Here is a 21,752-nt window from a genome sequence, read left to right on the forward strand (position 1 = left end):
TGTACTGATTGGAAAATAAAATGAGTGATTTGCAAATCGGGCTAATTCTGGCTGGAGTCTTGCTTATTTTGCTCGTGTTGCTGTTTAACTGGTGGCAAGATCGCCAGGCTCGGCAACAGATGCAGAGTCATTTTCCTGAACGCGAAAATGACCCTTTGATGAGTCAGGTTTTTGAACCTGTGGTAGGGCAGCGACGTGAGCCTACCTTAGGAGACGGGTCTAAAGACGATGAGGTATTGCCTGCACATGAGTTAGACCCCACCACCGAAGCGGTGATTGACGTCAGTTTTGCGCATCCCCTAGAAGCACGGGACTTAGCTCAGGAGCTAAAGCACTTGTCGCGAGTAGGCACTAAGCCTGTACGTTGGTTAGCCGAAACTACGGAAGGTCACCACCATGATTTCCTACAAAATGGACAGCAGTATGTGGCGTTACAGTTGGCGGTATTGTTAGCCAATCGTAGCGGGGCAATAAGCGACATTGAGTGGTCTCAGTTATGGACGTTTGCGCAGACACTTGCTAATTTGCACGACGGTCAGGTCGAAGGGCCTGAGCTGGAGCGGGTCGTGGGTCGTGGGCAAGCCTTAGACCATTTATGTGCTGAGTTAGATGCGCAGGTGGGACTTTCTATTCGGTTGGCTGGTCCCATGCCAGCACAACAAGTAATTGCTTTCGTCAAAGAAGCGGGTTTTTTGCCATTTGGACGTCAACTCGCTTGGTTGTCGGATGCGGGCATACCGCGTTTTCTGGCTAGTTTTGATGGCCATGGGCCTGAACAAGTGCAGTCAGCCAGCATAGAGCGAGTGGACTTGCTGCTTGATTTGCCTAATAGCCCCGCCGATGGGCAGGCATTTAGCCGTATGGCGGCAGTGGCCCGCGATTTGGCTGGCAAGCTAGACGCAGTGGTGCTGGATGATAGTGGTCGTCCTTTGCCTGAAGGGGCAGATGACAAGGTAGATGAGCAAATTAGTGAAATGTATCAAAAATTGGAAGCGGCCGGTTTTGTTGCGGGAACATCCAGAACGACTAGGGTGTTTGCGTGAGCCTGGATAGAGTTAAGCAGTTACGGTTAGCCTTAGAAGCTTATAACAGGGCGTATTACCAAGAAGATAATCCTACCGTCTCGGATGCTCAGTATGACGCCCTAATGCGTGAGCTAGAAGCGCTTGAGGCGGAGCATCCAGAATGGATCACAGCGCAGTCACCCACCCAACGGGTTGGTTCGGCACCGGTAGGTAGTTTTGCGAGTGTGCGGCACGCCGTGCCCATGCTTTCTTTAGCTAACGCGTTTGACAGCCAAGATGTATTCGCTTTCGATAAGCGCGTGGCCGATACCTTGGCAGTAGCCGGGCTAGTGGGTCTAGACAGGCAGGTTGATTATATTGCTGAATACAAATTCGACGGTTTAGCCGTTAGTTTGCGCTATGAGCACGGAATTTTAGTGCAGGCCAGTACCCGCGGCGATGGCACTACAGGGGAAGAGGTTAGTAGCAATATTCGTACCATTAAAGCCATACCCCTGTGCCTAGCGGGTAGTCCTGATCAGTGGCCTGCCGTATTAGAAGTGCGTGGAGAAGTCTTGATGTATAGGCAAGACTTTGAGGCGCTTAATCAGCGGCAGTTGCAAAAGGGGGAAAAGCAGTTTGTTAATCCTCGTAATGCCGCCGCAGGCAGTTTGCGTCAATTGGACCCTCGCATTACGGCGACTAGGCATTTACGTTTTTTTGCTTATGGGTGGGGCGAAATTAGCGGCGTGCCAGGAAAGACAGTAGCAGTAGAGCCTCAACACGATCTTTTTGCTTTAGATACGCCCCAGGAGGGGCTGCCTAGCGATACGCAAGCCGGCATGTTGGACTGGATGGCGAGCTTGGGCTTACCGGTAAATCAAGGACGACAAGTGCTACGAGGCGCCGATGCGTTGCTGGCTTTCTATCACCAAGCAGAGCAAGACAGGGCCAGCCTGCCCTTTGAGATTGATGGCATTGTGTATAAAGTGAATGCTTTGCGTGCCCAACAAACCTTAGGTTATGTCTCTCGGGCGCCGCGTTTTGCGCTGGCGCATAAGTTTCCTGCACAAGAAGAAACAACGCGAGTAGAAGAGATAGACTTTCAAGTGGGACGTACCGGAGTGGTGACGCCTGTGGTGCGTTTGCAGCCCGTGTTTGTAGGGGGGGTTACCGTTACCAACGCCACCTTACATAACGAGGATGAAGCACGGCGCAAAGATGTCCGCGTGGGCGATACGGTTTTTGTGCGTCGCGCTGGTGATGTGATTCCAGAGGTTGTGGCAGTGGTACTGGATAAACGGCCTGAGGGGGCGCCAGTATTCGCTATGCCTACTAGCTGCCCTGCCTGCGGCTCTGCTCTAGAGCGCTTGCCGGGCGAGGTGGCTTGGCGCTGCACTGGCGGCTTGTTTTGTTCTGCCCAGTTAAAGCAAACCTTGATTCATGCTGCCAGTCGTAAGGCCCTAGATATTGAGGGTTTAGGCGATAAGCTGGTGGAACAATTAGTCGATGAGAAGCTGATTACTAGCCTGGCCGATATCTTTAAATTGCACCGAGAAGCTGAGCAGGCTAGATTGCTGGCTTTGCCTCGCATGGGTAAGAAATCCCTAGAAAACTTATTAGCGGCCATTGAGCGCGCCCGTGAACCAGACCTGGACAGGTTTATTTTTGCTTTGGGGATACGGCATGTAGGGGAAACCACTGCCCGCGATCTAGCCTTGGCTTTAGGTAGCCTAGAGGCGCTGCGACAGGCTGACCAAGAGCGACTGCTTGCTATCAATGAGGTGGGGCCGGTAGTGGCAGCATCTGTTCATCACTTTTTCCAAGAGCCTCATAATTTGGCAGTTTTGCAAGAGTTGCATGAGCTAGGGGTGCAGCCTAAGGCGTTAGAGGTGGCAACTGCTCAGGTGCAGACCTTAAGCGGCAAAACCTTTGTTATAACCGGCACCTTGCCAAGCATGAGCCGTGAACAAGCTACGCAGCGAGTACTAGAGGCGGGTGGTAAGGTGAGTGGCTCCGTGTCGAAAAAAACGGCCTATGTATTGGCTGGAGCTGAGGCAGGGAGTAAATTAGCGCGCGCCGAGGAATTAGGAATTCCTGTGCTAGATGAGGCCCAGTTCTTGGCGCTGCTAGAGGCTTAAAGCTAGGTTTTACCAGCACAGTAGTTGTGAAAAAAAGCGGCTTACTTTTAAGGGTAAGCCGCTTTTTCATTCCATGTTTAACGCTTATTGAACCTTAGCGTCATCCAGCAGTTTTTGCTGATACTGAGAAAGTTTTTGCTGTGTCAGCATGTTTTTTATGTCGTCTTTGACGGCCGATAGTTCTGGTACGGTAACTGGACGTACATCTTCTACTTCAATAAGGTGCCAGCCGAATTGAGATTTTACGGGTGCTTTGCTGAGCTCACCTTTTTTCATGCCTTCGATGGCGGTAGCGAATTCAGGAACATAGCGCTTGCTAGAGCCCCAGCCTAGGTCACCGCCTTGAGCACCACTACCGGTGTCGATGGAGTCTTTCTTAGCGGCGTCTGCAAAACTGATTTTTTTCGCTTTGATTTTGGCCAACAAATCTTTAGCAGCCTGCTCATCTTCTACCAAGATGTGGCGCACGTTGAACTCTTTATCTTTACCCATTTCTGCTTTGAAGGAGTCATACTCTTTCTGGATATCTGCATCGGAAACTGGGGATTTTTTGATGTAATCGGCAAAAAGCGCGTTAATTAATATGCCTTGGCGCGATAGCTCAATAGTTTCTAGGATGTCGGCTTTTTTATCTAAACCCGCTTTTTCTGCCGCTTGGGATAGCGCTAAGCGATCAGTTAATTCTTTTTTCGCTTTTTCGCGTAATTCAGGCGTATCGGGGTTGCCTTGCTCAACCAGTAACTGCACGAAGCCGTCTAATTGTTGTTGGGTGATGGCTTTACCGTTGACGGTAGCTATGGTTTGTGCGTACACGGGAGCGACCAATGCGCAGGATAGGGCAAGTGCTGCGAAACGTTTCATAAAATACCTTTTAAACGGTTGGTGTGGCCTGAATAGCCAAAGCATGTATAGGGAAAGGAATTAAGTCTTGGACGCACTCGTAGACCAGCCTGTGACGAGCCAAGGTGGAGAGACCGACAAATTGAGGCGAGACAATGTGCACTCGAAAATGACTGGCACCACCTTTTGCGCCTTCGTGGCCTGCATGTAAGTGCGATTCGTCAATAATTTCTAGGGCGCTGGGATCCAGCGCTTGTAAGCGCTGGGCCAGTAGTTGACTGCGTTCGTTAGGAGTAGACATAGTTTAATCAGCCTGATCGGTTTGGTCTTTCATGTGACGGCTAAGCCAAACTGACTGTATCACGACAAAGACCAGTAAAAGAACCATTAGGCCGAACACTTTGAAGTTCACCCATTGGGATTCAGTAAAGTGGCCTGAGAAGGCAACATACAGATTTACTATACCGGCAAAAATAAAGAAGCCGGACCACATCAGGTTGAGTTTGTCCCATAAAGGTTCAGGCAGCGTTAATTGAGCACCCATGAGTTTTTGCATTAGGTTGCGCCCCATAAGATAGCGTCCGCCTAGTAAAACGCAAGCAAACACCCAGTATAAAACGGTGGGTTTCCACTTAATGAATACATCGCTTTGAAACAATAACGTTGCGCCGCCAAAGACAACAATAATGGCTAGGTTAATCCAGTGAGAACCTTCTATTTTTTTGCTACTAAATTTGAGCCACAGTATTTGTGCTACGGATGCAGCCATCGCCACCGCTGTAGCCGCATAGATATCGGCAAAACGGAAAACGATAAAAAATAGAACCAGAGGAAAGAGATCAAAAAGCAGTTTTTTCATTCAGTCGCTTCAAATGACAAAGCAAGAGAGTTAATGCAGTAACGAAGGCCTGTGGGAGGGGGGCCGTCAGGAAATACATGACCTAAATGGGAGTCACAGATATTGCACACTATTTCTGTGCGCACCATACCATGACTGTAATCAGGCTCTTCGCGTACATTGTCGGGGTTGATGGGATCGAAGTAGCTTGGCCAGCCACAACCGGCGTCAAATTTGGTGTCCGAGCTAAATAAAGCGGTGCTACAAGCCACGCAGCGATAAATGCCAGGGGCGTCAAGATTCCAATAGCGACCACTGAAGGCTGGCTCAGTGCCCTTTTGACGGGTCACTATATATTCTTCAGGGCTTAGCTGTGCTTTCCATTGGGCTTCAGTTTTATGAACTTTGCTCACAAGATGTTCCTATGATAATAGTTTGCAGGATGAGCAGGCTTGTACAGGCCACATGTTAAACGAGATTTGGAGTGAGTACAGCGTTTAAGGTTCCCTAAACCGGATCTTTATGAGCAGAAGGGGCATCGTAAAGCGCTGCCTGCACGCTATTTTCGTTGTTTGTGGACGGGGTTGGGGCGCCTTTATTAGTGCCAGTTTTTTATGAAGTAGTGCATACTTACGCCTTTTAACAGTTTTGTTACTGTCATAAGCGTAAAGGCTAAGGCGCCCAAGGTTAATACTACTATTCCTTTCGGCGTACAGTTGCTAGGGTCTTATCCTGCTTCGCATTATATTAAATACCATGTCTGGCGATGACGATATTAGGAGATAAAAATATGAAAACAGGCTCAATGTTGCGTGTGACCGCGCTGTGGGGGGCGCTTGCTTTGGCGTTACCGTTGTCAGTGGCGGCGCAAATTAAGGTGGGGGTGACTGTGTCGGCAACGGGTGCTGCGGCGTCATTAGGAATACCCGAGCGCAATACTGTCGGCTTGTTACCCACAGAGGTAGCAGGTCAAACCATTGAGTATATCGTGCTGGACGATGCCACCGATCCCACTGCCGCCGTACGTAATATGCGTAAGTTGGTGACCGATGATAACGTGGATGTCGTGATTGGTACCTCGGTAACACCCGGCTCTTTAGCTATGCTGGATGTGGCCCAAGAAAGCCAGACGCCCATGATTAGCGTAGCGGCCAATGCACGTATTGTAGAACCTGTCGATGGTGCTCGTGTATGGGCATTCAAGACACCGCAAAATGACCAGCTTATGGCAGCAGCACTGGTAGATGCCATGGAAAAGCAAGGAATTAAAACCTTGGGCTTTATTGGCTACAGCGACGCTTATGGTGATGGCTGGCTACAGGTCATGCAAGAGGCAGCCGCAAGTAAAGGAATTAAACTGGTTGCCACCGAGCGCTACGCTCGTGCTGATACCAGTGTGACGGGCCAAACATTAAAGTTATTAGCGGCGAAGCCTGATGGCATTTTGATTGCAGGATCAGGTACACCAGTGGCGTTGCCTCAAAGTGAGTTAAAAGGTCGTGGTTATAAAGGTCTAATCTATCAAACACACGGGGCAGCCAATAGTGATGTACTGCGTGTTTGCGGCAAAGACTGCAACGATATGTACTTACCTGCAGGCCCCTTGTTGGTGGCTGAGCAATTGCCTGATAGTAATGAGGTCAAAAAAACAGCGTTGGATTACAAAGAAATCTACGAGGCCAAGTTTGGTGAGGGCTCGATCAATACCTTTGGCGGTCATATGTGGGATGCAGGTTTAATTGTGGCCAATGCCATTCCTAAAGCCTTGGAAAGCGGTGCGAAACCAGGTACTGCAGCGTTCCGTAAAGCCCTACGAGATGCCATTGAGCAAACCGAAAATCTGGCAGGTTCACAAGGCGTATTTACTATGTCGGCTGATAACCATGCAGGGCTAGATGAGCGGGCCCGTGTCATGGTGAAAGTCGTTGATGGGAAGTGGACCTATCAGCCTGATTTGTAACAGAGCTTTAAAAGCCGGCTTATAAAGCCGGCTTTTCCGTGTCGCAGAGGCTTACAATCTTGAGGGCTTTGCGTATGGCCTACGCATTTTTTTAGTCCGATACTTTTTCTTGATGTACAGGATGTTGTCCGCATGGATACCACCATTGCTTTGATATTGCTGCAAGATGGTGTAGTAAATGGCGCCATTTATGCTTTGCTTGGCCTAGCTTTAGTGCTGGTCTTTTTGGTGACCCGAGTAATTTTTATTCCTCAAGGGGAGTTTGTCACCTATGGCGCACTGACTTTAGCCTTTCTTTATAACGGGCAAGTACCTGGTACGGTAATTTTGTTATTGGTAGCAGGCGCTCTGGTGTTCCTGCTCGAGCTCATTCAAGCGGCGCGAACAGGGCGTTGGCGCACCATGTATAAAGTGACTGCGGTTAATGTGATATTACCCGGGGCACTCTTTTATTTGGCTCCCTATGTCGCGGCTGCCTCCTTACCACTAGGCGTACAGGTTTTATTCGCATTGGCATTGGTCATCCCTTTGGGGCCTATGCTGTATAGGTTGGTGTATCAACCTATTGCCGAGGCAAGTGTATTAACCTTACTGATTACTTCGGTCGCCGTACATTTTGCGATGACAGGCTTAGGACTAGTGTTTTTTGGGCCCGAAGGGTGGCGTACTCCCGCCTTTATGCAGGGGCAAGTGGATATGGGGGCGGTGAGCTGGACAGCGCAGACCTTCTTTGTGTTGGCCTCTTGTTTATTCCTCATTCTCGCCTTGTGGTTCTTTTTTGGGAAAACTTTGTATGGCCGCGCTCTCCGTGCAACGGCAGTTAATCGTCGAGGCGCTCGTTTAGTGGGTATTAGCACGAATTTTTCCGGTAGCTTAACGTTTACTTTAGCAGCAGCTATCGGGGCGTTTTCGGGCATGTTAATTGCCCCCGTAACGACAATCTATTACGACACCGGTTTTCTTATTGGCTTGAAAGGTTTTGTAGCGGCTATTTTTGGTGGATTGGTAAGTTATCCCGTGGCCTTGTTCGGGGCATTATTCATTGGTGTTCTAGAGGCCTTCTCTTCGTTTTGGGCCAGTGCCTACAAAGAGGTCGTTGTGTTTACTACGGTAATACCTGTACTGCTTTGGCGCTCTTTTGCGAGCAAACACGTTGAGGATGAGGAATAAGGGCGATGAAGCGAGTATTAACAGTTTTATTTATAGGTTTGCTGGCTTTACTTCCTGCTTTATCCAGTACACCCGAGTTTTGGATTACTCAGCTTAACTATATTGGCTTAGCTAGTTTAGTGGTGTTGGGCCTAGTGTTATTGACAGGAGTTGGTGGCTTGACCTCATTTGGCCAGGCTGCCTTTGTAGGCTTAGGGGCCTATACCACAGCTTGGTTGACTGTACGCATGGGGTGGTCACCTTGGTTGAACTTAGGTGTAGGTTTGCTGCTTACCTTAGCAACCGCATATATATTAGGTGCCGTTACGCTACGTTTATCAGGTCATTTTTTGCCCTTGTGTACCTTGGCTTGGTCCCTTTCTTTGTATTACTTATTTGGTAATTTAAGCTTCTTAGGGCAATACGATGGCATCGCAGGGATTGCTTCGCTTAGTTTCTTTGGTTTTTCTCTTGGTACTGGGCGCAATATTTATTATTTGATTTGGGCGTTAGTGTTACTGTCCTTATGGGGAACCAGTAATTTGCTCAATTCTCGTCCGGGTCGAGCCATTCGTGCGTTAAAGCATGGCAATAATATGGCGGAGTCTTTTGGCGTCAATATGGCGGCCTACAAAATTATTATTTTTGTTTATGCCGCTTTGTTAGCCTGTTTGTCTGGCTGGTTGTATGCCCACTATCAACGGGCGGTGAGCCCCAGCCCGTTTGGTCTCAATTACGGTATCGAATACCTATTTATGGCGGTAATTGGCGGTGCTAGTAGTGTTTGGGGCGCCGTCTTAGGCTCTGCCTTGGTGCTTATACTAAAAGATCAATTGCAAAACTGGTTGCCTAAGTTATTGAATACTAACGTCAATTTTGAATTGATTGTATTTGGTATTTTAATGATCTTAATTCTGCAATATGCCCGTGAAGGTGTGTGGCCTTTATTACAGCGAGTTTGGGCCTATTTCCCATGGGGTAGTAGTGCTCAAGTACCTTGGCATGTGGATTCAGCGGTACCGCTCTTGCCGCAAAGGCGGCGCCCTGAGCGTGGCACTTTAGTACTGAACGTTCAGGATTTACGCAAAGAGTTTGGTGGTCTAGTCGCTGTTAACGATATCAGCTTTAGTGTTTCCGCCGGTGAAATCGTAGGCCTGATAGGCCCAAATGGCGCAGGTAAAAGCACGACCTTTAATCTTATTAGTGGGGTATTACCACTAACTAGCGGCGCTGTACAATTTTTAGGTCAATCGTTAGATCATGTTCCAGCCCGAGAAATTGCGCGCTTAGGAGTAGGCCGGACATTTCAACACGTGCAGTTACTGCCGCAAATGTCCGTGTTAGAAAACGTAGCATTGGGGGCTCACTTGCGCCAGCCTGTTGGCGTAGTGTCTGCTATTTTGCATTTGGATAGGGCTAAAGAAGCACAGCTATTGCACGAAGCCGCCGTTCAGCTTGAGCGTGTTGGTCTGGGCGATTTAATGTATGAGCAGGCAGGCAATTTAGCTCTGGGGCAACAACGTATTGTTGAGGTTGCCCGTGCGTTGGCGGCAGACCCGTTGCTTTTACTGTTAGACGAGCCTGCAGCAGGGTTGCGTTATAAAGAAAAGCAGGATCTTGCCCAAGTGCTAGGCAGGTTACGCCAAGAAGGGATGAGTCTTTTGCTTGTCGAACACGATATGGATTTCGTCATGAACCTAACCGACAAACTGGTAGTGATGGATTTTGGCACAAAAATAGCAGAGGGCTTGCCTCAAGAGATTCAACAAAGCCCTGCTGTTTTACAGGCTTATCTAGGTGGGATAGACGAAGAGCTGGATCTGTGTGATGGTCAACCAGCGACACAGGGGGCACAGTCATGAGCCAGGATTCTTTAGTATTGCATGCGCAAGATATTTCGGCGCAATATGGCAAAGTCAATGCCGTGCAAAATGTGAGTTTGCGCTTACCAAAAAGTAGCATCGTTACGGTCATAGGGGCCAACGGGGCGGGTAAATCGACCTTGCTAAACGGTATTATGGGGTCCCTGCCAGCCAGTGGCCGCTGCTTTGGTAAGGTGCATTATCAGCAGCAAAATATTTCTAGTTGGGAGGTCGAGCGGCGCGTGGCCGCAGGCATCTCTTTGGTGCCCGAGCGCCGTGAACTGTTTGCCTCGATGACGGTCGAGGATAATTTGCTGCTAGGAGGGTTTCGTTTGTACCAAGCGAAAACACCGGGTTGGAGGCAAACGTTAGAGCAGGTGTTTGAGCTTTTTCCTAGGTTGCAAGAACGTCGCGGGCAATTAGCCGGTACCTTGTCTGGAGGGGAGCGTCAAATGCTAGCGCTAGGGCGTGCTTTAATGGCTCAGCCCCAAGTGCTCATGCTAGATGAGCCTAGCCTAGGATTAGCCCCCAGAGTGGTGCGCGAGATATTTCAGATTATTGCGCGTTTACGCCGCACTGGAGTGTCGATTTTATTGGTTGAACAAAACGCTCGTGCCGCGCTGCAGGTGGCTGATTACGCCTATGTGCTTGAAACAGGTGAAGTGGTGTTAGAGGGGCCTGCTAATGAGTTGAGTGATAACCCTAGAGTGATAGAGAGCTATCTGGGTTTGGGGAAAACCCAGACAGCTTAATGCTGCGCTTAGAAGCGATAGCCAACCCCGACGGTTGTCACCCAGGGGTTGATTTTTGCTTTCCCGATCGACTGCCCGTTTAATTGCACATCGGGACGTATGTTGATGTAGCGTACATCAGCATTTAAGAACCAGTTTTTATTTAGACTGACATCCACCCCTACTTGTGCGGCTAGGCCCCAGCTGTTTTTAATTTTGAGGTCATTGCCAGCTAGCGCACCGCCTGCTTTGGTGCTAAAGAAATGCGTGTAATTTAGGCCTACCCCTACATAGGGCTGAATGGTGTTGTCAGGTAAGAAGTGATATTGCAAGCTAAGGGTAGGGGGAAGCTGTTTGGTTTCACCGATATTCCCTAAGTTGCTGTTCAAAGAGTGCTTGAAGGGCAATGCACCGAGTAGTTCCACACCAATGTTTTTCGTTGCCATGTAGGTAATAGAAAAGCTGGGGCGAGTGCTGCTTTTTACGTCTAGATCAACGGTGCCATTGGCGAGCGAGCCGTTATTAGATTTGGGGCTTACATTGGTAACGCCTACCTTCAGTAGCCAGTCGCCAGACTCGTGGGCTTGGCTGTTTGCCAAAGGGATCAAGCAAAGTGTGGCGCTGAGTAGGACAGGCTTAAGAAGGCTGAGTGAAGTCGCTTTCATGGCTGGGTTCCGAGTTAGTAGTTGATCATCTGTGCCAGCATGCCTGCCTTTGAGTTGTTGGGTTTTGATACATCTCAATAGCGATGAGTTATGCGTGGTCAGTGTTTGCGTTAGATCAAACTGTGTCTGGAACTTGCCACAGTTAAGTGGGGAGAAAAAGGTTGTAGCACCTTATTGAGGTGGCTCGCTGCGCAGTATGGTCCCAGATTCAAGTAAATAGAATCGATCGCTTAAATGTGCAGCGAAATGGACGTTTTGTTCCGCCATGACGATGGTATAGCCTAACTTTTTCAGCCCATCTAATGAGCGTGCAAGCGAGGCGGCGCTAATGGGGGCTAATCCCGCTGAAACGTCATCCAGTAGCAGTAAGTTGGCACCTGTGCGTAGTATGCGAGCAATGGCTAACATCTGTTGCTCACCAGCCGAGAGTTGAGCAACCGGAAGGCTTCGTTTTTGGTGTAGGGCAGGAAAGAGCTCATAGATTTCAGCCAACGACATGCCCCCTCCAAAAGAAGACGGTACATCGTCTAGTGGCAAAAGCAGATTGTCCTCACAGCTTAGCTGTAGTGCCGCCGTACGAGCCTTAGATTTGTAAGCAATGCCCAGTTCGGCTACTTGTGCTGTGCTTAAGTGGCTAGATTCCGTCCCGTGGATACGGATGGAGCCTTGACGCTCAGTGTTGATGCCGGCGATTGCCTCCAGCAAGGTGCTGCGGTCTGTCGCATCTGGGCTTAACAGCGTGATGAATTCATTTTTGTTGGCTGTTAGCGCAATGTTATGTAGTACTTGACGTTGGTTGGTCTGTACATGAAGGTTGTTTATCTCTAGGGCCGGCGGCAACATTTTTTTCTCCGATAAACAATGCTCCGGTGTCTATAAAATAGGAGTGCGTTAAGGCCAGTATGCGGATAGAACTGAGCAAACACCATGCGGGTTTGTCATGATGTGTCGTTGTAGTATGCGTTTGTACTGAGTTTTTTATAAAGGTGTTTTTTCTTTATAGTCACACAGGTCAGCAATCCCGCATTGTGGGCATTTGGGTTTGCGTGCAACACAAATATAACGTCCATGCAAGATTAGCCAATGGTGGGCATCTAACAAGAATGGTTTGGGGACGAAACGCAACAGTTTTTGCTCAACTTCAATTACATTTTTCCCAGGTGCAATACCTGTACGGTTGGCGACACGGAAGATATGTGTGTCTACAGCCATGGCGATTTGTCTGAAGGCTGTGTTGAGCACAACGTTAGCGGTTTTTCGACCTACGCCAGGCAATGCCTCTAAGTCTTCCCGATTATTGGGTACTTGGCCTTGATGCCGATCTATTAGTAATTGGCAGGTGCGTATTACATTAGCGGCTTTTGTTTTATAAAGGCCTATGGTTTTGATTGCCTCTTTCAGCCCCTCTTCCCCTAGGGCCAATATACCTTCTGGGGTGCCATGGGTAGGGAAAAACCGTCGAGTGGCGATGTTCACCGATACGTCAGTCGCTTGAGCGGAAAGAATGACAGCGATCAGTAACTGAAACACACTGTCATATTCCAGCTCGGTCTCTGGATGCGGATTAGCCGCTTGAAAGCGACTGAAGATTTCGTAACGTTTTTGAGCATTCATGGGTATTAAGAGCGCTGGGTTTGTGCACGGCGTGCACGAGCACGTGCCAGAGCATCTGCGATCAATGCTTGACGTTGTTCGGCTTCATTGGCCGCTTTGGCTAAGCTGGGTTTGTTGCTTAGTGTGCGTGCCACGGCGCCTGACTCGTTGCCCATTTTGGTAGTAAGGCGTTGTTGGCGTTCTGAGTACCGCTGAGCAGCCTGTTGCGCATCGTTAGGGCTCCATTCATCGGTGGGCACCATTACTATGCAATCGACAGGGCATGGAGGGATACACAGCTCACATCCAGTGCAGTCTTGAGCGAGTACAGTGTGCATGAGCTTGTTAGCACCTACTATGGCGTCAACAGGACAGGCCTGTATACAGAGCGTACAACCGATACAGTGCTCTTCGATAATGACTGCTCGACTTGGGCCATCAAAGCTTCCACATTCCGGATCTAGGTCGAGAATGGGGCGTTGTAAAAGCTGTGCTAGCTGTTCTATGCCAGCCTTACCCCCTGGCGGACAGCGGTTAATGGCTTCATTTTCTTGTACGATCGCTTTTGCGTAAGGCTGACAGGCCTCATAACCACAGCGCGTGCATTGTGTTTGTGGCAGTAGCGCATTAACTTGCGCAATCAGTGATTCAGTGGGCATGAGTAAAAAAATACTAGGGGCCATTGGCCCCCAGAAGAAAACAACAGTAAGCCGTATTTTAGGCTGAATGTCGAATGAATTCTTTGATTTTAGGATAAATCATCGTGCGCCATCGACTACCGGAGAATATCCCGTAATGCCCACAGCCTTTTGCAGTGAAATGTTGTTTGCTTGCTGCCGGGATACCCGAGCATAAATCCTGAGCGGCTCGTGTTTGTCCCAACCCGGAAATATCGTCTAGTTCACCTTCTATAGTAAAGAGAGCGACCGAGTGGATATCGGCAGGCTTGACCAACTGTCCGCCAACTTCCCAGGTGCCGCGAGGTAAGCGCTCTTCTTGGAATACCGTTTTGATGGTGTCTAAGTAAAACTCAGCGGGCATATCGAGGACAGCATTGTATTCGTCGTAGAAACGACGGTGTGCGGCTGCATCATCCTCGTCTCCTTTAATAAGGTGACGATAAAAATCATAGTGAGAATGCAAGTGGCGGTCTGGATTCATGGCCAGAAAGCCCGCATGTTGTAAAAAGCCGGGGTACACTCGGCGGCCTGCGCCTGGGTACTTGATGGGTACGCGATGAATTAAGTTATCTTCAAACCAAGCGTAAGGCTTGGTGGTGGCTAAGCGGTTAACTTGAGTAGGCGACTGACGTGTATCTATAGGGCCACCCATCATAATCATGCTTTTTGGCAAAAGAGGGTCGTTAGCGCTGGCCATCAGCGATATAGCGGCCAAAACAGGAACCGTAGGCTGACACACCGACATCACGTGTACATTAGGGCCTAAAGCACGGATGAACTCTTGAATATAGTAGACGTAGTCGTCTAAGTGAAAAGGGCCTTCAGATAACGGTACCATACGCGCATCGACCCAGTCTGTTACATACACATCGTGGTCGGGCAGCATGGTACGCACTGTGTCGCGTAACAGTGTGGCGTGATGGCCGGACAACGGGGCCACTAGCAGTATTTTTGGGTCATCACTTATGCCGTTATCGCGTTCAAAATGAATGAGATTACAGAACGGTTTATGCATGAAGCAAGTTTCTGTAATACCAACAGTTTGTCCGTTGATGCTGGTTTCAGTTAAGCCCCAAGCTGGTTTTTCGTAGTCTTTTCCAAGCCGGTGTACTAATTCGTAACCTGCCGCCATCTGCTTTGAAAGAGGGGTGTAGGAAAGAGGGCTGAAAGGGTGAGTAAATAATTGGGAGCTGGTGTCGGAAAACGCAGCTAGGGGCGCTAAAAATGAGCGCTGTATTTCATGCAGGTCGTATAGCATCGTATGGGTAACACCTAATTATCTGAAACTTCATGCAACCACTTTGTAAGCAGTGTGCCTATTGACTTACACAGTAGGGTATTTTGCACTGCTCAGGTGTTAGTATTATCCCGATGCTGCATTGCAGCAATGTTTCCCAGTACAAATAAAGTGAATTTTGTAGAGGAGTGTATCGGGATAGGGAGCCAGCGAAGGCTGGCTACGTTTACTCGCGCTGTAGGTACTGTAGCTTCCCATCCACACCGTTCCAGTTATCTGCGTCATCTAGTGGCTTCTTAGAGCGGTTGATACTTTTGAACTCGGGGGAAAGCTCGGCATTCAGATCAATAAAGTGCAGTTGATCTTGTGGCACATCTTCTTCGGCAAATATAGCATTTGCCGGACACTCGGGAATACAGACGGCGCAGTCGATGCACTCATCGGGATCGATAACCAAAAAGTTAGGACCTTCCCGAAAACAGTCTACGGGGCAGACATCCACACAATCGGTGAATTTGCACTTGATACAGTTTTCGGTGACAACGTGGGTCATTGTAGTAAAACTCCAGCACTAGAAAACCGGCGCAGCAAAGTGTTTTACAGCACTGTTAATAGTGCAAAAACAAGGCCGGTGCTTAACGGATGCATAATTTTAACGAATAAAGGCCAGTTTTCCCTTAACAGTGCACTTGGTCTCTAGGGAATTAACGGGACTGCTACTAGAATAGTGCGTGTACACAACGATAGTTGTGCGGACTCCAGCCTGATCGTAACTGACAACAGGCTTCTATTCTAGACGGCAGCGATGATTATTACCTCATTATTAGATACCGATCTGTATAAGTTTTCCATGATGCAGGTCGTATTGCATCACTTTCCTGCGGCACAAGTGGAGTACCGCTACAAATGTAGGACGCCGAATGTCAATTTGCGGCCTTACCTCGATGAGATACGCGAAGAAATCAAGGCTCTGTGTACGTTGCGCTTCACAGAAGCGGAACTGAATTACCTGCGCTCCCTACGCTTTATTAAAAGTGACTTTGTCGATTTTCTAGGCTTGTTTCATTTGCCCGAGCGTTGCATCAGTGTAGAGCCCGGTGAGCAAGACGGTGAGATTGAAATCCGTGTGATAGGTCCGTGGTTACACACCATTTTATTTGAAATACCGGTACTGGCGATTGTCAATGAAGTGTATTTTAGGAATGAGTGTCAGCAACCTGCTTGGGAAGAGGGGCGTGAGCGCTTACAGTCTAAAATGCGTTTGGTGGTGGATGATCCTGCCCTGTCTGATTTTCGTGTGGCCGACTACGGCACGCGCAGACGCTTTTCTAAGCTATGGCACGAAGAGGTGGTGACCACCATGAAAAACCAGATGCATCCTCATTTTGCCGGTACCAGTAACGTTTGGCTGGCCATGAAGTATGGGGTAACACCGCTGGGCACAATGGGCCACGAGTATTTGCAAGCGTGCCAGGCTTTAGGGCCGCGTTTACGTGATTCGCAAATTTTTGCGCTGGAAGTGTGGGCCAAAGAGTACCGCGGAGATCTAGGCATCGCCTTGTCGGATGTCTACGGTATGGATGCTTTTTTGCGCGATTTCGATATGTATTTTTGTAAACTATTTGATGGCGCTCGGCATGACTCAGGAGACCCCTTTATGTGGGGTGAGCGTTTATTAGAACACTATCGTTTAAACCGTACCGATCCACGCACTAAAACGCTGGTGTTTTCTGATGGGCTCACTATTCCCAAGGCTATTGAACTGGCTCAACGCTTTGCTGGGCGCTGCAAGATATCTTTTGGTATAGGTACCAATTTGACCAACGACTTAGGCCACGAACCGTTGCAAATCGTTATGAAAATGGTGCGTTGTAATGGGCAGCCGGTGGCCAAGGTGTCGGATGCCCCAGAAAAAACCATGTGTGATGATCCGGCTTATTTGGCTTATCTAAGGCAGGTTTTTCAGTTGCCGCCAGCGTAGGCTTAATGTAGCAGAGCACATAAATTTGCCCCTAGCTCGTAAGCCTGTTGGCTTTGCTGTGGGCTAATTGTTTTGGCGGCCCAAATAGCTTCCGGGGTTTGGGCATCGAGAGTCATGATTAGCCCAGGGTAAGCGAGTTGTAAGCGCCAGCCGGTACAAATGCGCTGTAACTGACGCAGCGCGCCGGTGCCATCGCTCCCGGCGCTAATGATGGCGCCATACGGTCTGCCGTTGACTTGCTCTAGCAGTGCGTAATAGTGCAGGTCTAAGCACTCTTTCATGGCGCCGGTTAGGCTGCCTAGATTTTCTGGCGCACAAAATAGATAGGCATCGGATTGCAGTAGGTCCTCAGCCTGCACGTGTGTACAGGCTAGCATGCTGACTCGCAAATAAGCCTGTGCTTCAAGTTGCACTATGGCTTGTCGCGCCCCGTTTAGTGCAGCATTGGCCAATTGCTGGGCTGCGCCAGTACGGGAGTGCCAAATGATTAACAGTTGCCGGGCTGGTGGCATGAGTTCATACTCGCCTAGAAACTTCAGACCCTATAGTATATAGGCTGGTAGTGAATCCGTTTTAAAAGGTCGGTATAGGTTATCGCCTATCATGAAGCATAGTGAATTAGATTCTCTTGGGACGCAGCAGTTTGACGAAGCGTGGTTGCGGCAAGCCAGTGAAGGTTTGTCGGACTCGGCGCGTGATCTGATTGCCAGTGCCGCTGCTTACGTTGCGCAGGGTGTACAGGATAAGCTTGCCAGTACGGGGGAGGCGTTGAGCAGTCATTGCGCAGCAACGGCGCTTATCCTGGCGCGCTTAGATGCTGATGCCGTGACGCGGGCCAGTGCCTTACTGTGTTTTTTGTCGATGCAAGACAGTCCCAGTAAGCAAGATCCTATCTTGAAGGAGTTTGGTCCCGAGGTCATGACCTTAGTGCGAGGTGCGCGAGCCTTGTATCGCTTAGGTACTCTTACTGGGCAGTCACACGATCAAGCGGTGACCGGCAGCGATCAGAAAGAAATGAAACGCAAAATGTTGCTGGCGATGGCGGCTGATTTGCGCATTGTATTGATACGCTTAGCCTCGCGCTTGCAGTCTTTACGCTGGTATACACAGTCTAAACAAGAGTGCCCGCCGGCGTATGCGCGTGAAACTCTAGAACTCTACACCCCGCTAGCCAATCGTTTAGGAATCTGGCAGGTTAAATGGGAAATGGAGGATCTGGCGTTTCGTTTCTTGCAGCCTGATACGTATAAGCAAATTGCGCGTCAGCTAGAAGAGAAGCGTACTGAGCGCGAGCAGTTTATTGAGCAAGTGCGTGAGCGTTTATTACGCGCTTTGCACCAAGAGCAAATACAGGCAGAGGTTACAGGACGTCCTAAGCATATTTATAGCATCTGGAATAAGATGCGTAATAAGCATATTGATTTCACCCAGTTATATGATTTACGCGCCCTGCGTGTCATCGTTGCTGACGAGCGTAGTTGCTACACTGCGCTTGCTTTAGTGCACTCAATGTGGACACCTATACTGGATGAGTTCGACGATTATATTTCCCGTCCTAAACCTAATGGTTATCGCTCGTTGCATACGGTAGTCGCGGATGCGCAAGGCCGTTGTTTCGAAGTGCAAATTCGCACCCATGATATGCATCAGTATGCCGAGTATGGGATGGCAGCACACTGGCGCTACAAAGAGGCCGGCCCTCAAGGAGGACAGGTTAGTGCGGGTGGCGATAACGACAGAAAAATCGCTTGGATGCGCCAGCTCTTGGCCTGGGATCGAGAGTCGGTACAAAAAAACGGCAACGATGATCAGACGCCTCACGAGGGGGCGCTTGCACAGCCAGCAGAAGCCTCGCTTGCGCGCAACGATGAGCATATCTATGTGTTAACGCCGCAAGCTCGGGTGATTGAGTTGCCAGTAGGGGCAACGCCGGTTGATTTTGCTTACTATTTGCACACTGACTTAGGTCACCGTTGCCGCGGGGCACGTGTGAATGGGCAGATGGTGCCTTTGCTTACCCGTTTACAAACAGGGCAAACTGTCGAAATTATTGCCGCTAAAGCGGGGGGGCCTTCACGTGACTGGCTCAACCCACAGCTAGGTTTTTTGGCTAGTTCACGTTCTAGGGCTAAAGTGCGGGCGTGGTTTAATGCTATTGAGTTACAGCAACGCATGTCACAAGGCCAAGGCATGGTCGAAAAAGAGCTGCAGCGACTAGGACGTACGGCTGTTAACTTGGAGCAAATGGCCCAGCAATTGGGGTTCGCCCGGGCGGATGACTTATATGTAGCGGTGGCAAAAGACGAATTTAGTTTGCGCCAGTTGGATCATTTGTTTCGTGACACAACCACCAATGCTGAGCCTGAGCAACGGGTGTTCAATGTGGCGCATGCCAGTGTATTGAAAACCGGGAAAAGTGGCGTGCTGGTGGTGGGGGTAGACTCCCTAATGACGCAATTGGCGCGTTGTTGCCGGCCAGCTCCTCCCGATCTGATCGCCGGTTTTGTGACCAAAGGAAGGGGGGTATCGATTCACCGAGCTGATTGTAAGTCTTACCACGAATTGGCCTGCCGGCATCCTGAAAGAGCCATAGAAGTGGACTGGGGACACACTGGCGATACCCTATATCCTATAGATATAGCGATTGACGCCCAAGAGCGCCCCAATCTATTGCGTGACCTCTCTGAGGTATTTGCTCGTCTGCGTTTGAATGTGACGGGTATCAATACCCAGAGTAAACGCTCTTTAACGCGCTTGAGCTTTACGATCGAGGTCAAGGACGGGGAGCAAATACAGCGGGCGCTCGCTGCCTTGAATGAGTTAAATGGCGTGCAAGCCCGTCGTCTCTGACGTGAACCTGATAGAATTGCATGCTTGCAGCCGTGTTGGCTGGGCTGCCAAGCTATTGTTATTTTGAACGAGAGATTTAGCCTTGAATTCTTATACTTTGCCCGATCCGAGCGGCCATTTTGGCCAATTTGGTGGCTCCTTTGTCGGAGAAACATTGGTACACGCGCTTGACGAGTTGTGTCAGGCGTACGATAAGTATCGTGATGACCCTGAGTTTTTGGCAGAGTTCGCTTACGAGCTAAAGCATTTTGTTGGGCGTCCTAGCCCCGTGTATCATGCTCGTCGCTGGTCGGAGGAGCTGGGCGGTGCGCAAATTTGGTTTAAGCGTGAAGACTTAAATCACACGGGGGCGCACAAGATCAATAATTGTATTGGGCAAATCTTATTAGCCCGACGCATGGGGAAAAAGCGCATTATTGCTGAAACAGGTGCTGGCCAGCATGGTGTAGCAACAGCCACAGTGGCGGCTCGTTATGGCTTAGAGTGCGTAGTTTATATGGGCTCCGAAGACGTTCGTCGTCAAGCATCTAATGTATACCGCATGAAGTTATTGGGTGCCACAGTGGTGCCTGTAGAGTCAGGTTCACGCACGCTTAAAGACGCTTTAAATGAAGCCATGCGCGATTGGGTAACGAACGTAGAAGACACTTTTTATATTATTGGTACGGTAGCGGGCCCCCATCCTTACCCCATGATGGTGCGCGATTTTCAGGCAGTTATTGGTAAAGAGTGTTTAGATCAAATGCCCCAAGAAGCAGGGCGTCAGCCTGATTATATTATTGCAGCGGTGGGCGGCGGCTCTAACGCTATGGGTATTTTTCATCCCTATATTGATCATGCAGAGGTTGCTTTGCTGGGAGTAGAAGCCGCAGGTAAGGGCTTAGACTCAGGGGCGCACTCGGCAAGTTTAAATCGAGGACGGGTCGGGGTTTTACATGGTAATCGTACATACGTATTACAAAATGAAGATGGCAACGTGACGGAAACCCATTCTATCTCTGCTGGCTTAGACTACCCCGGAGTAGGGCCTGAGCATGCTTGGCTGAAAGAAGCAGGACGCGCCACCTACGCTACTATCGACGATCAACAAGCCTTAAAAGCGTTCCACGATTGCTGTCGCATCGAGGGGATTATGCCTGCGCTGGAGTCCTCGCATGCTATCGCAGAGGCAGTGCGGTTGGCGCCTACCTTAAGTAAAGACAAGATCATTTTGATTAGCTTGTCTGGACGAGGCGATAAGGATATGCATACTGTGGCCGAATACAGCGGCATTCAACTGTAATTTTTTGAGTACCACTATGACTAGCAATGTGCGTTTAAAAGCCGCTTTTGAGCGTTTGAATGGCCGCTGTGCCCTAATCCCTTATATCACCACTGGTGACCCGTCTGTGCCGGCTACCGTAGCTTTAATGCATGCCTTGAGCCAAGCAGGGGCGGATGTCATTGAGTTGGGAGTGCCTTTCTCGGATCCCAGCGCTGATGGCCCTGTTATTCAGCGCGCTGCCGAGCGAGCCATCAGCCGCGGCGTAGGCTTGCGTAAAGTACTTGAGTTAGTTGCACAGTTTCGCCAACTCGATGATACGACTCCTGTGGTCTTGATGGGTTACGCCAACCCTATTGAGCGTATGGGGCAGGCGGAGTTCGTGCGCGCTGCCGCTCAGGCAGGTGTGGACGGTGTGTTAACGGTTGACTATCCCCCTGAAGAAAGTATCGAATTCACGTCAATGATGAGTCAAGAGGGTATAGATCCCATCTTTTTATTAGCGCCTACATCCACGGATGAGCGCATCGAAAAAGTAGCGGCTTTGGCCAAGGGCTATGTTTATTACGTATCCTTGAAAGGGGTGACGGGTTCGGGTAAGTTGAACGTAGACGACGTAACCAGCCAATTGCAGCGCATACGCCAGCACGTAAAAATACCAGTCGGTGTAGGGTTCGGTATTCGCGACCCTGAAACAGCTCGACGCATTGGTGAGCACGCCGACGCTGTCGTGATAGGCTCAAAACTGATAGAAACCATGGAAACGGTTGTACAGCAGTCTCAGCACCTAGAACCTAAGCAGCAAGACGCGGCAGCCATCCAGGCGGCAGCGCAATGGTTAGCCACTGTCAGGGCGGCGCTGGATAATTAGGTATTCATGCCAGTTTGCGATTAGAATTATGTGCTTTGGCACGTTAGTTGGCCACGCTTTTAAAGAATAAGGTCGAACGTATTAGCGTT

Annotated in this window: 21 protein-coding genes; 10 read left to right on the plus strand and 11 right to left on the minus strand. The window is 49.5% G+C overall.

The genetic code is table 11. The features are described from left to right. Positions 1-20 precede the first annotated feature (20 nt). On the plus strand, positions 21-1,043 hold the full coding sequence (locus tag OSH01_RS12745; RefSeq protein ID WP_266124494.1) for a cell division protein ZipA C-terminal FtsZ-binding domain-containing protein: 1,023 nt from the start codon (positions 21-23) through the stop codon (positions 1,041-1,043). Continuing rightward, positions 1,040-3,145: an NAD-dependent DNA ligase LigA gene (ligA, locus tag OSH01_RS12750; protein ID WP_266124495.1), complete on the plus strand. Its 2,106-nt coding sequence runs from the start codon at positions 1,040-1,042 to the stop codon at positions 3,143-3,145. Before OSH01_RS12745 ends, ligA begins: the two co-directional genes overlap by 4 nt. Before the next feature lie 84 nt (positions 3,146-3,229). Here ligA and OSH01_RS12755 read toward each other — a convergent pair whose 3' ends face one another. Genes OSH01_RS12755 through msrB form a run of 4 tightly spaced genes read right to left on the minus strand, consistent with a single transcriptional unit; the run spans position 3,230 to position 5,236 of the window. After that, entirely contained in the window at positions 3,230-4,006 is a 777-nt protein-coding gene (locus OSH01_RS12755) for a peptidylprolyl isomerase (protein WP_266124496.1), read from the minus strand. A gap of 10 nt (positions 4,007-4,016) precedes the next feature. Further along, positions 4,017-4,286: a BolA family protein gene (locus OSH01_RS12760; protein WP_266124497.1), complete on the minus strand. Its 270-nt coding sequence runs from the start codon at positions 4,284-4,286 to the stop codon at positions 4,017-4,019. A gap of 3 nt (positions 4,287-4,289) precedes the next feature. Next, on the minus strand, positions 4,290-4,844 hold the full coding sequence (locus tag OSH01_RS12765; RefSeq protein WP_266124498.1) for a septation protein A: 555 nt from the start codon (positions 4,842-4,844) through the stop codon (positions 4,290-4,292). Next, on the minus strand, positions 4,841-5,236 hold the full coding sequence (msrB, locus tag OSH01_RS12770; protein WP_266124499.1) for a peptide-methionine (R)-S-oxide reductase MsrB: 396 nt from the start codon (positions 5,234-5,236) through the stop codon (positions 4,841-4,843). Before msrB ends, OSH01_RS12765 begins: the two co-directional genes overlap by 4 nt. A 392-nt stretch (positions 5,237-5,628) precedes the next feature. Here msrB and OSH01_RS12775 point away from each other — a divergent pair, with 392 nt between their 5' ends. From OSH01_RS12775 to OSH01_RS12790, 4 genes are all read left to right on the plus strand, one after another. After that, entirely contained in the window at positions 5,629-6,783 is a 1,155-nt protein-coding gene (locus OSH01_RS12775) for an ABC transporter substrate-binding protein (RefSeq protein WP_266124576.1), read from the plus strand. 132 nt (positions 6,784-6,915) lie between these two features. Beyond that, positions 6,916-7,953: a branched-chain amino acid ABC transporter permease gene (locus OSH01_RS12780; protein ID WP_266124500.1), complete on the plus strand. Its 1,038-nt coding sequence runs from the start codon at positions 6,916-6,918 to the stop codon at positions 7,951-7,953. A 5-nt stretch (positions 7,954-7,958) separates the two neighbouring features. Then, on the plus strand, positions 7,959-9,794 hold the full coding sequence (locus OSH01_RS12785) for a branched-chain amino acid ABC transporter ATP-binding protein/permease (protein WP_266124501.1): 1,836 nt from the start codon (positions 7,959-7,961) through the stop codon (positions 9,792-9,794). Then, positions 9,791-10,546, plus strand: coding sequence for an ABC transporter ATP-binding protein (locus OSH01_RS12790; RefSeq protein ID WP_266124502.1), 756 nt, complete (start codon positions 9,791-9,793; stop codon positions 10,544-10,546). Before OSH01_RS12785 ends, OSH01_RS12790 begins: the two co-directional genes overlap by 4 nt. An 8-nt stretch (positions 10,547-10,554) precedes the next feature. On the opposite strand, the gene OSH01_RS12795 is transcribed toward OSH01_RS12790, so the two are convergent. The 6 genes from OSH01_RS12795 to fdxA all read right to left on the minus strand — a co-directional run bounded on the left by OSH01_RS12795 (position 10,555) and on the right by fdxA (position 15,253). Further along, on the minus strand, positions 10,555-11,190 hold the full coding sequence (locus OSH01_RS12795; RefSeq protein WP_266124503.1) for an OmpW/AlkL family protein: 636 nt from the start codon (positions 11,188-11,190) through the stop codon (positions 10,555-10,557). A gap of 171 nt (positions 11,191-11,361) precedes the next feature. Further along, positions 11,362-12,033: an ATP-binding cassette domain-containing protein gene (locus OSH01_RS12800; RefSeq protein ID WP_266124504.1), complete on the minus strand. Its 672-nt coding sequence runs from the start codon at positions 12,031-12,033 to the stop codon at positions 11,362-11,364. Between the two features lie 135 nt (positions 12,034-12,168). After that, entirely contained in the window at positions 12,169-12,804 is a 636-nt protein-coding gene (gene nth, locus OSH01_RS12805) for an endonuclease III (protein WP_266124505.1), read from the minus strand. 5 nt (positions 12,805-12,809) lie between these two features. Beyond that, the gene (locus OSH01_RS12810; protein ID WP_266124506.1) at positions 12,810-13,466 is read right to left on the minus strand and encodes an RnfABCDGE type electron transport complex subunit B; all 657 of its coding nucleotides are present in this window, start codon (positions 13,464-13,466) and stop codon (positions 12,810-12,812) included. Positions 13,467-13,500: 34 nt separating this feature from the next. Next, positions 13,501-14,721 (minus strand): polyhydroxyalkanoate depolymerase, encoded by a 1,221-nt coding sequence (locus OSH01_RS12815; RefSeq protein WP_266124507.1) that lies wholly within the window; start codon positions 14,719-14,721, stop codon positions 13,501-13,503. A 205-nt stretch (positions 14,722-14,926) separates the two neighbouring features. After that, entirely contained in the window at positions 14,927-15,253 is a 327-nt protein-coding gene (gene fdxA / locus OSH01_RS12820) for a ferredoxin FdxA (RefSeq protein ID WP_266124508.1), read from the minus strand. 252 nt (positions 15,254-15,505) lie between these two features. Between fdxA and pncB the strand changes: the two genes are divergently transcribed. Next, a complete protein-coding gene (gene pncB / locus OSH01_RS12825; protein WP_266124509.1) occupies positions 15,506-16,681 on the plus strand; it encodes a nicotinate phosphoribosyltransferase in 1,176 nt (391 codons plus the stop codon). A gap of 2 nt (positions 16,682-16,683) precedes the next feature. On the opposite strand, the gene OSH01_RS12830 is transcribed toward pncB, so the two are convergent. Next, complete coding sequence (locus OSH01_RS12830; RefSeq protein ID WP_266124510.1) at positions 16,684-17,193, minus strand: flavodoxin family protein; 510 nt, start codon at positions 17,191-17,193, stop codon at positions 16,684-16,686. A 91-nt stretch (positions 17,194-17,284) separates the two neighbouring features. Here OSH01_RS12830 and OSH01_RS12835 point away from each other — a divergent pair, with 91 nt between their 5' ends. From OSH01_RS12835 to trpA, 3 genes are all read left to right on the plus strand, one after another. Next, the gene (locus tag OSH01_RS12835; protein WP_266124511.1) at positions 17,285-19,531 is read left to right on the plus strand and encodes a RelA/SpoT family protein; all 2,247 of its coding nucleotides are present in this window, start codon (positions 17,285-17,287) and stop codon (positions 19,529-19,531) included. A gap of 82 nt (positions 19,532-19,613) precedes the next feature. Continuing rightward, on the plus strand, positions 19,614-20,813 hold the full coding sequence (gene trpB, locus OSH01_RS12840; RefSeq protein WP_266124512.1) for a tryptophan synthase subunit beta: 1,200 nt from the start codon (positions 19,614-19,616) through the stop codon (positions 20,811-20,813). 16 nt (positions 20,814-20,829) lie between these two features. Next, entirely contained in the window at positions 20,830-21,663 is an 834-nt protein-coding gene (trpA, locus tag OSH01_RS12845; protein ID WP_266124513.1) for a tryptophan synthase subunit alpha, read from the plus strand. The last annotated feature ends 89 nt before the right edge of the window (positions 21,664-21,752 follow it).

Origin of the sequence: Alcaligenes endophyticus, assembly GCF_026344035.1 — a bacterium.
Lineage (GTDB): Bacteria > Pseudomonadota > Gammaproteobacteria > Burkholderiales > Burkholderiaceae_B > Alcaligenes > Alcaligenes endophyticus.

Excerpts from the sequence above, each read along its gene's own strand:
- OSH01_RS12745 (WP_266124494.1), top strand. The coding sequence starts at position 21 with ATGAGTGATTTGCAAATCGGGCTAATTCTGGCTGGAGTCTTGCTTATT.
- OSH01_RS12755 (WP_266124496.1), bottom strand. The coding sequence starts at position 4,006 with ATGAAACGTTTCGCAGCACTTGCCCTATCCTGCGCATTGGTCGCTCCC.
- OSH01_RS12760 (WP_266124497.1), bottom strand. The coding sequence starts at position 4,286 with ATGTCTACTCCTAACGAACGCAGTCAACTACTGGCCCAGCGCTTACAA.
- OSH01_RS12765 (WP_266124498.1), bottom strand. The coding sequence starts at position 4,844 with ATGAAAAAACTGCTTTTTGATCTCTTTCCTCTGGTTCTATTTTTTATC.
- OSH01_RS12775 (WP_266124576.1), top strand. The coding sequence starts at position 5,629 with ATGTTGCGTGTGACCGCGCTGTGGGGGGCGCTTGCTTTGGCGTTACCG.
- OSH01_RS12780 (WP_266124500.1), top strand. The coding sequence starts at position 6,916 with ATGGATACCACCATTGCTTTGATATTGCTGCAAGATGGTGTAGTAAAT.
- OSH01_RS12785 (WP_266124501.1), top strand. The coding sequence starts at position 7,959 with ATGAAGCGAGTATTAACAGTTTTATTTATAGGTTTGCTGGCTTTACTT.
- OSH01_RS12790 (WP_266124502.1), top strand. The coding sequence starts at position 9,791 with ATGAGCCAGGATTCTTTAGTATTGCATGCGCAAGATATTTCGGCGCAA.
- OSH01_RS12795 (WP_266124503.1), bottom strand. The coding sequence starts at position 11,190 with ATGAAAGCGACTTCACTCAGCCTTCTTAAGCCTGTCCTACTCAGCGCC.
- OSH01_RS12800 (WP_266124504.1), bottom strand. The coding sequence starts at position 12,033 with ATGTTGCCGCCGGCCCTAGAGATAAACAACCTTCATGTACAGACCAAC.
- nth (WP_266124505.1), bottom strand. The coding sequence starts at position 12,804 with ATGAATGCTCAAAAACGTTACGAAATCTTCAGTCGCTTTCAAGCGGCT.
- OSH01_RS12810 (WP_266124506.1), bottom strand. The coding sequence starts at position 13,466 with ATGGCCCCTAGTATTTTTTTACTCATGCCCACTGAATCACTGATTGCG.
- OSH01_RS12815 (WP_266124507.1), bottom strand. The coding sequence starts at position 14,721 with ATGCTATACGACCTGCATGAAATACAGCGCTCATTTTTAGCGCCCCTA.
- fdxA (WP_266124508.1), bottom strand. The coding sequence starts at position 15,253 with ATGACCCACGTTGTCACCGAAAACTGTATCAAGTGCAAATTCACCGAT.
- pncB (WP_266124509.1), top strand. The coding sequence starts at position 15,506 with ATGATTATTACCTCATTATTAGATACCGATCTGTATAAGTTTTCCATG.
- OSH01_RS12830 (WP_266124510.1), bottom strand. The coding sequence starts at position 17,193 with ATGCCACCAGCCCGGCAACTGTTAATCATTTGGCACTCCCGTACTGGC.
- OSH01_RS12835 (WP_266124511.1), top strand. The coding sequence starts at position 17,285 with ATGAAGCATAGTGAATTAGATTCTCTTGGGACGCAGCAGTTTGACGAA.
- trpA (WP_266124513.1), top strand. The coding sequence starts at position 20,830 with ATGACTAGCAATGTGCGTTTAAAAGCCGCTTTTGAGCGTTTGAATGGC.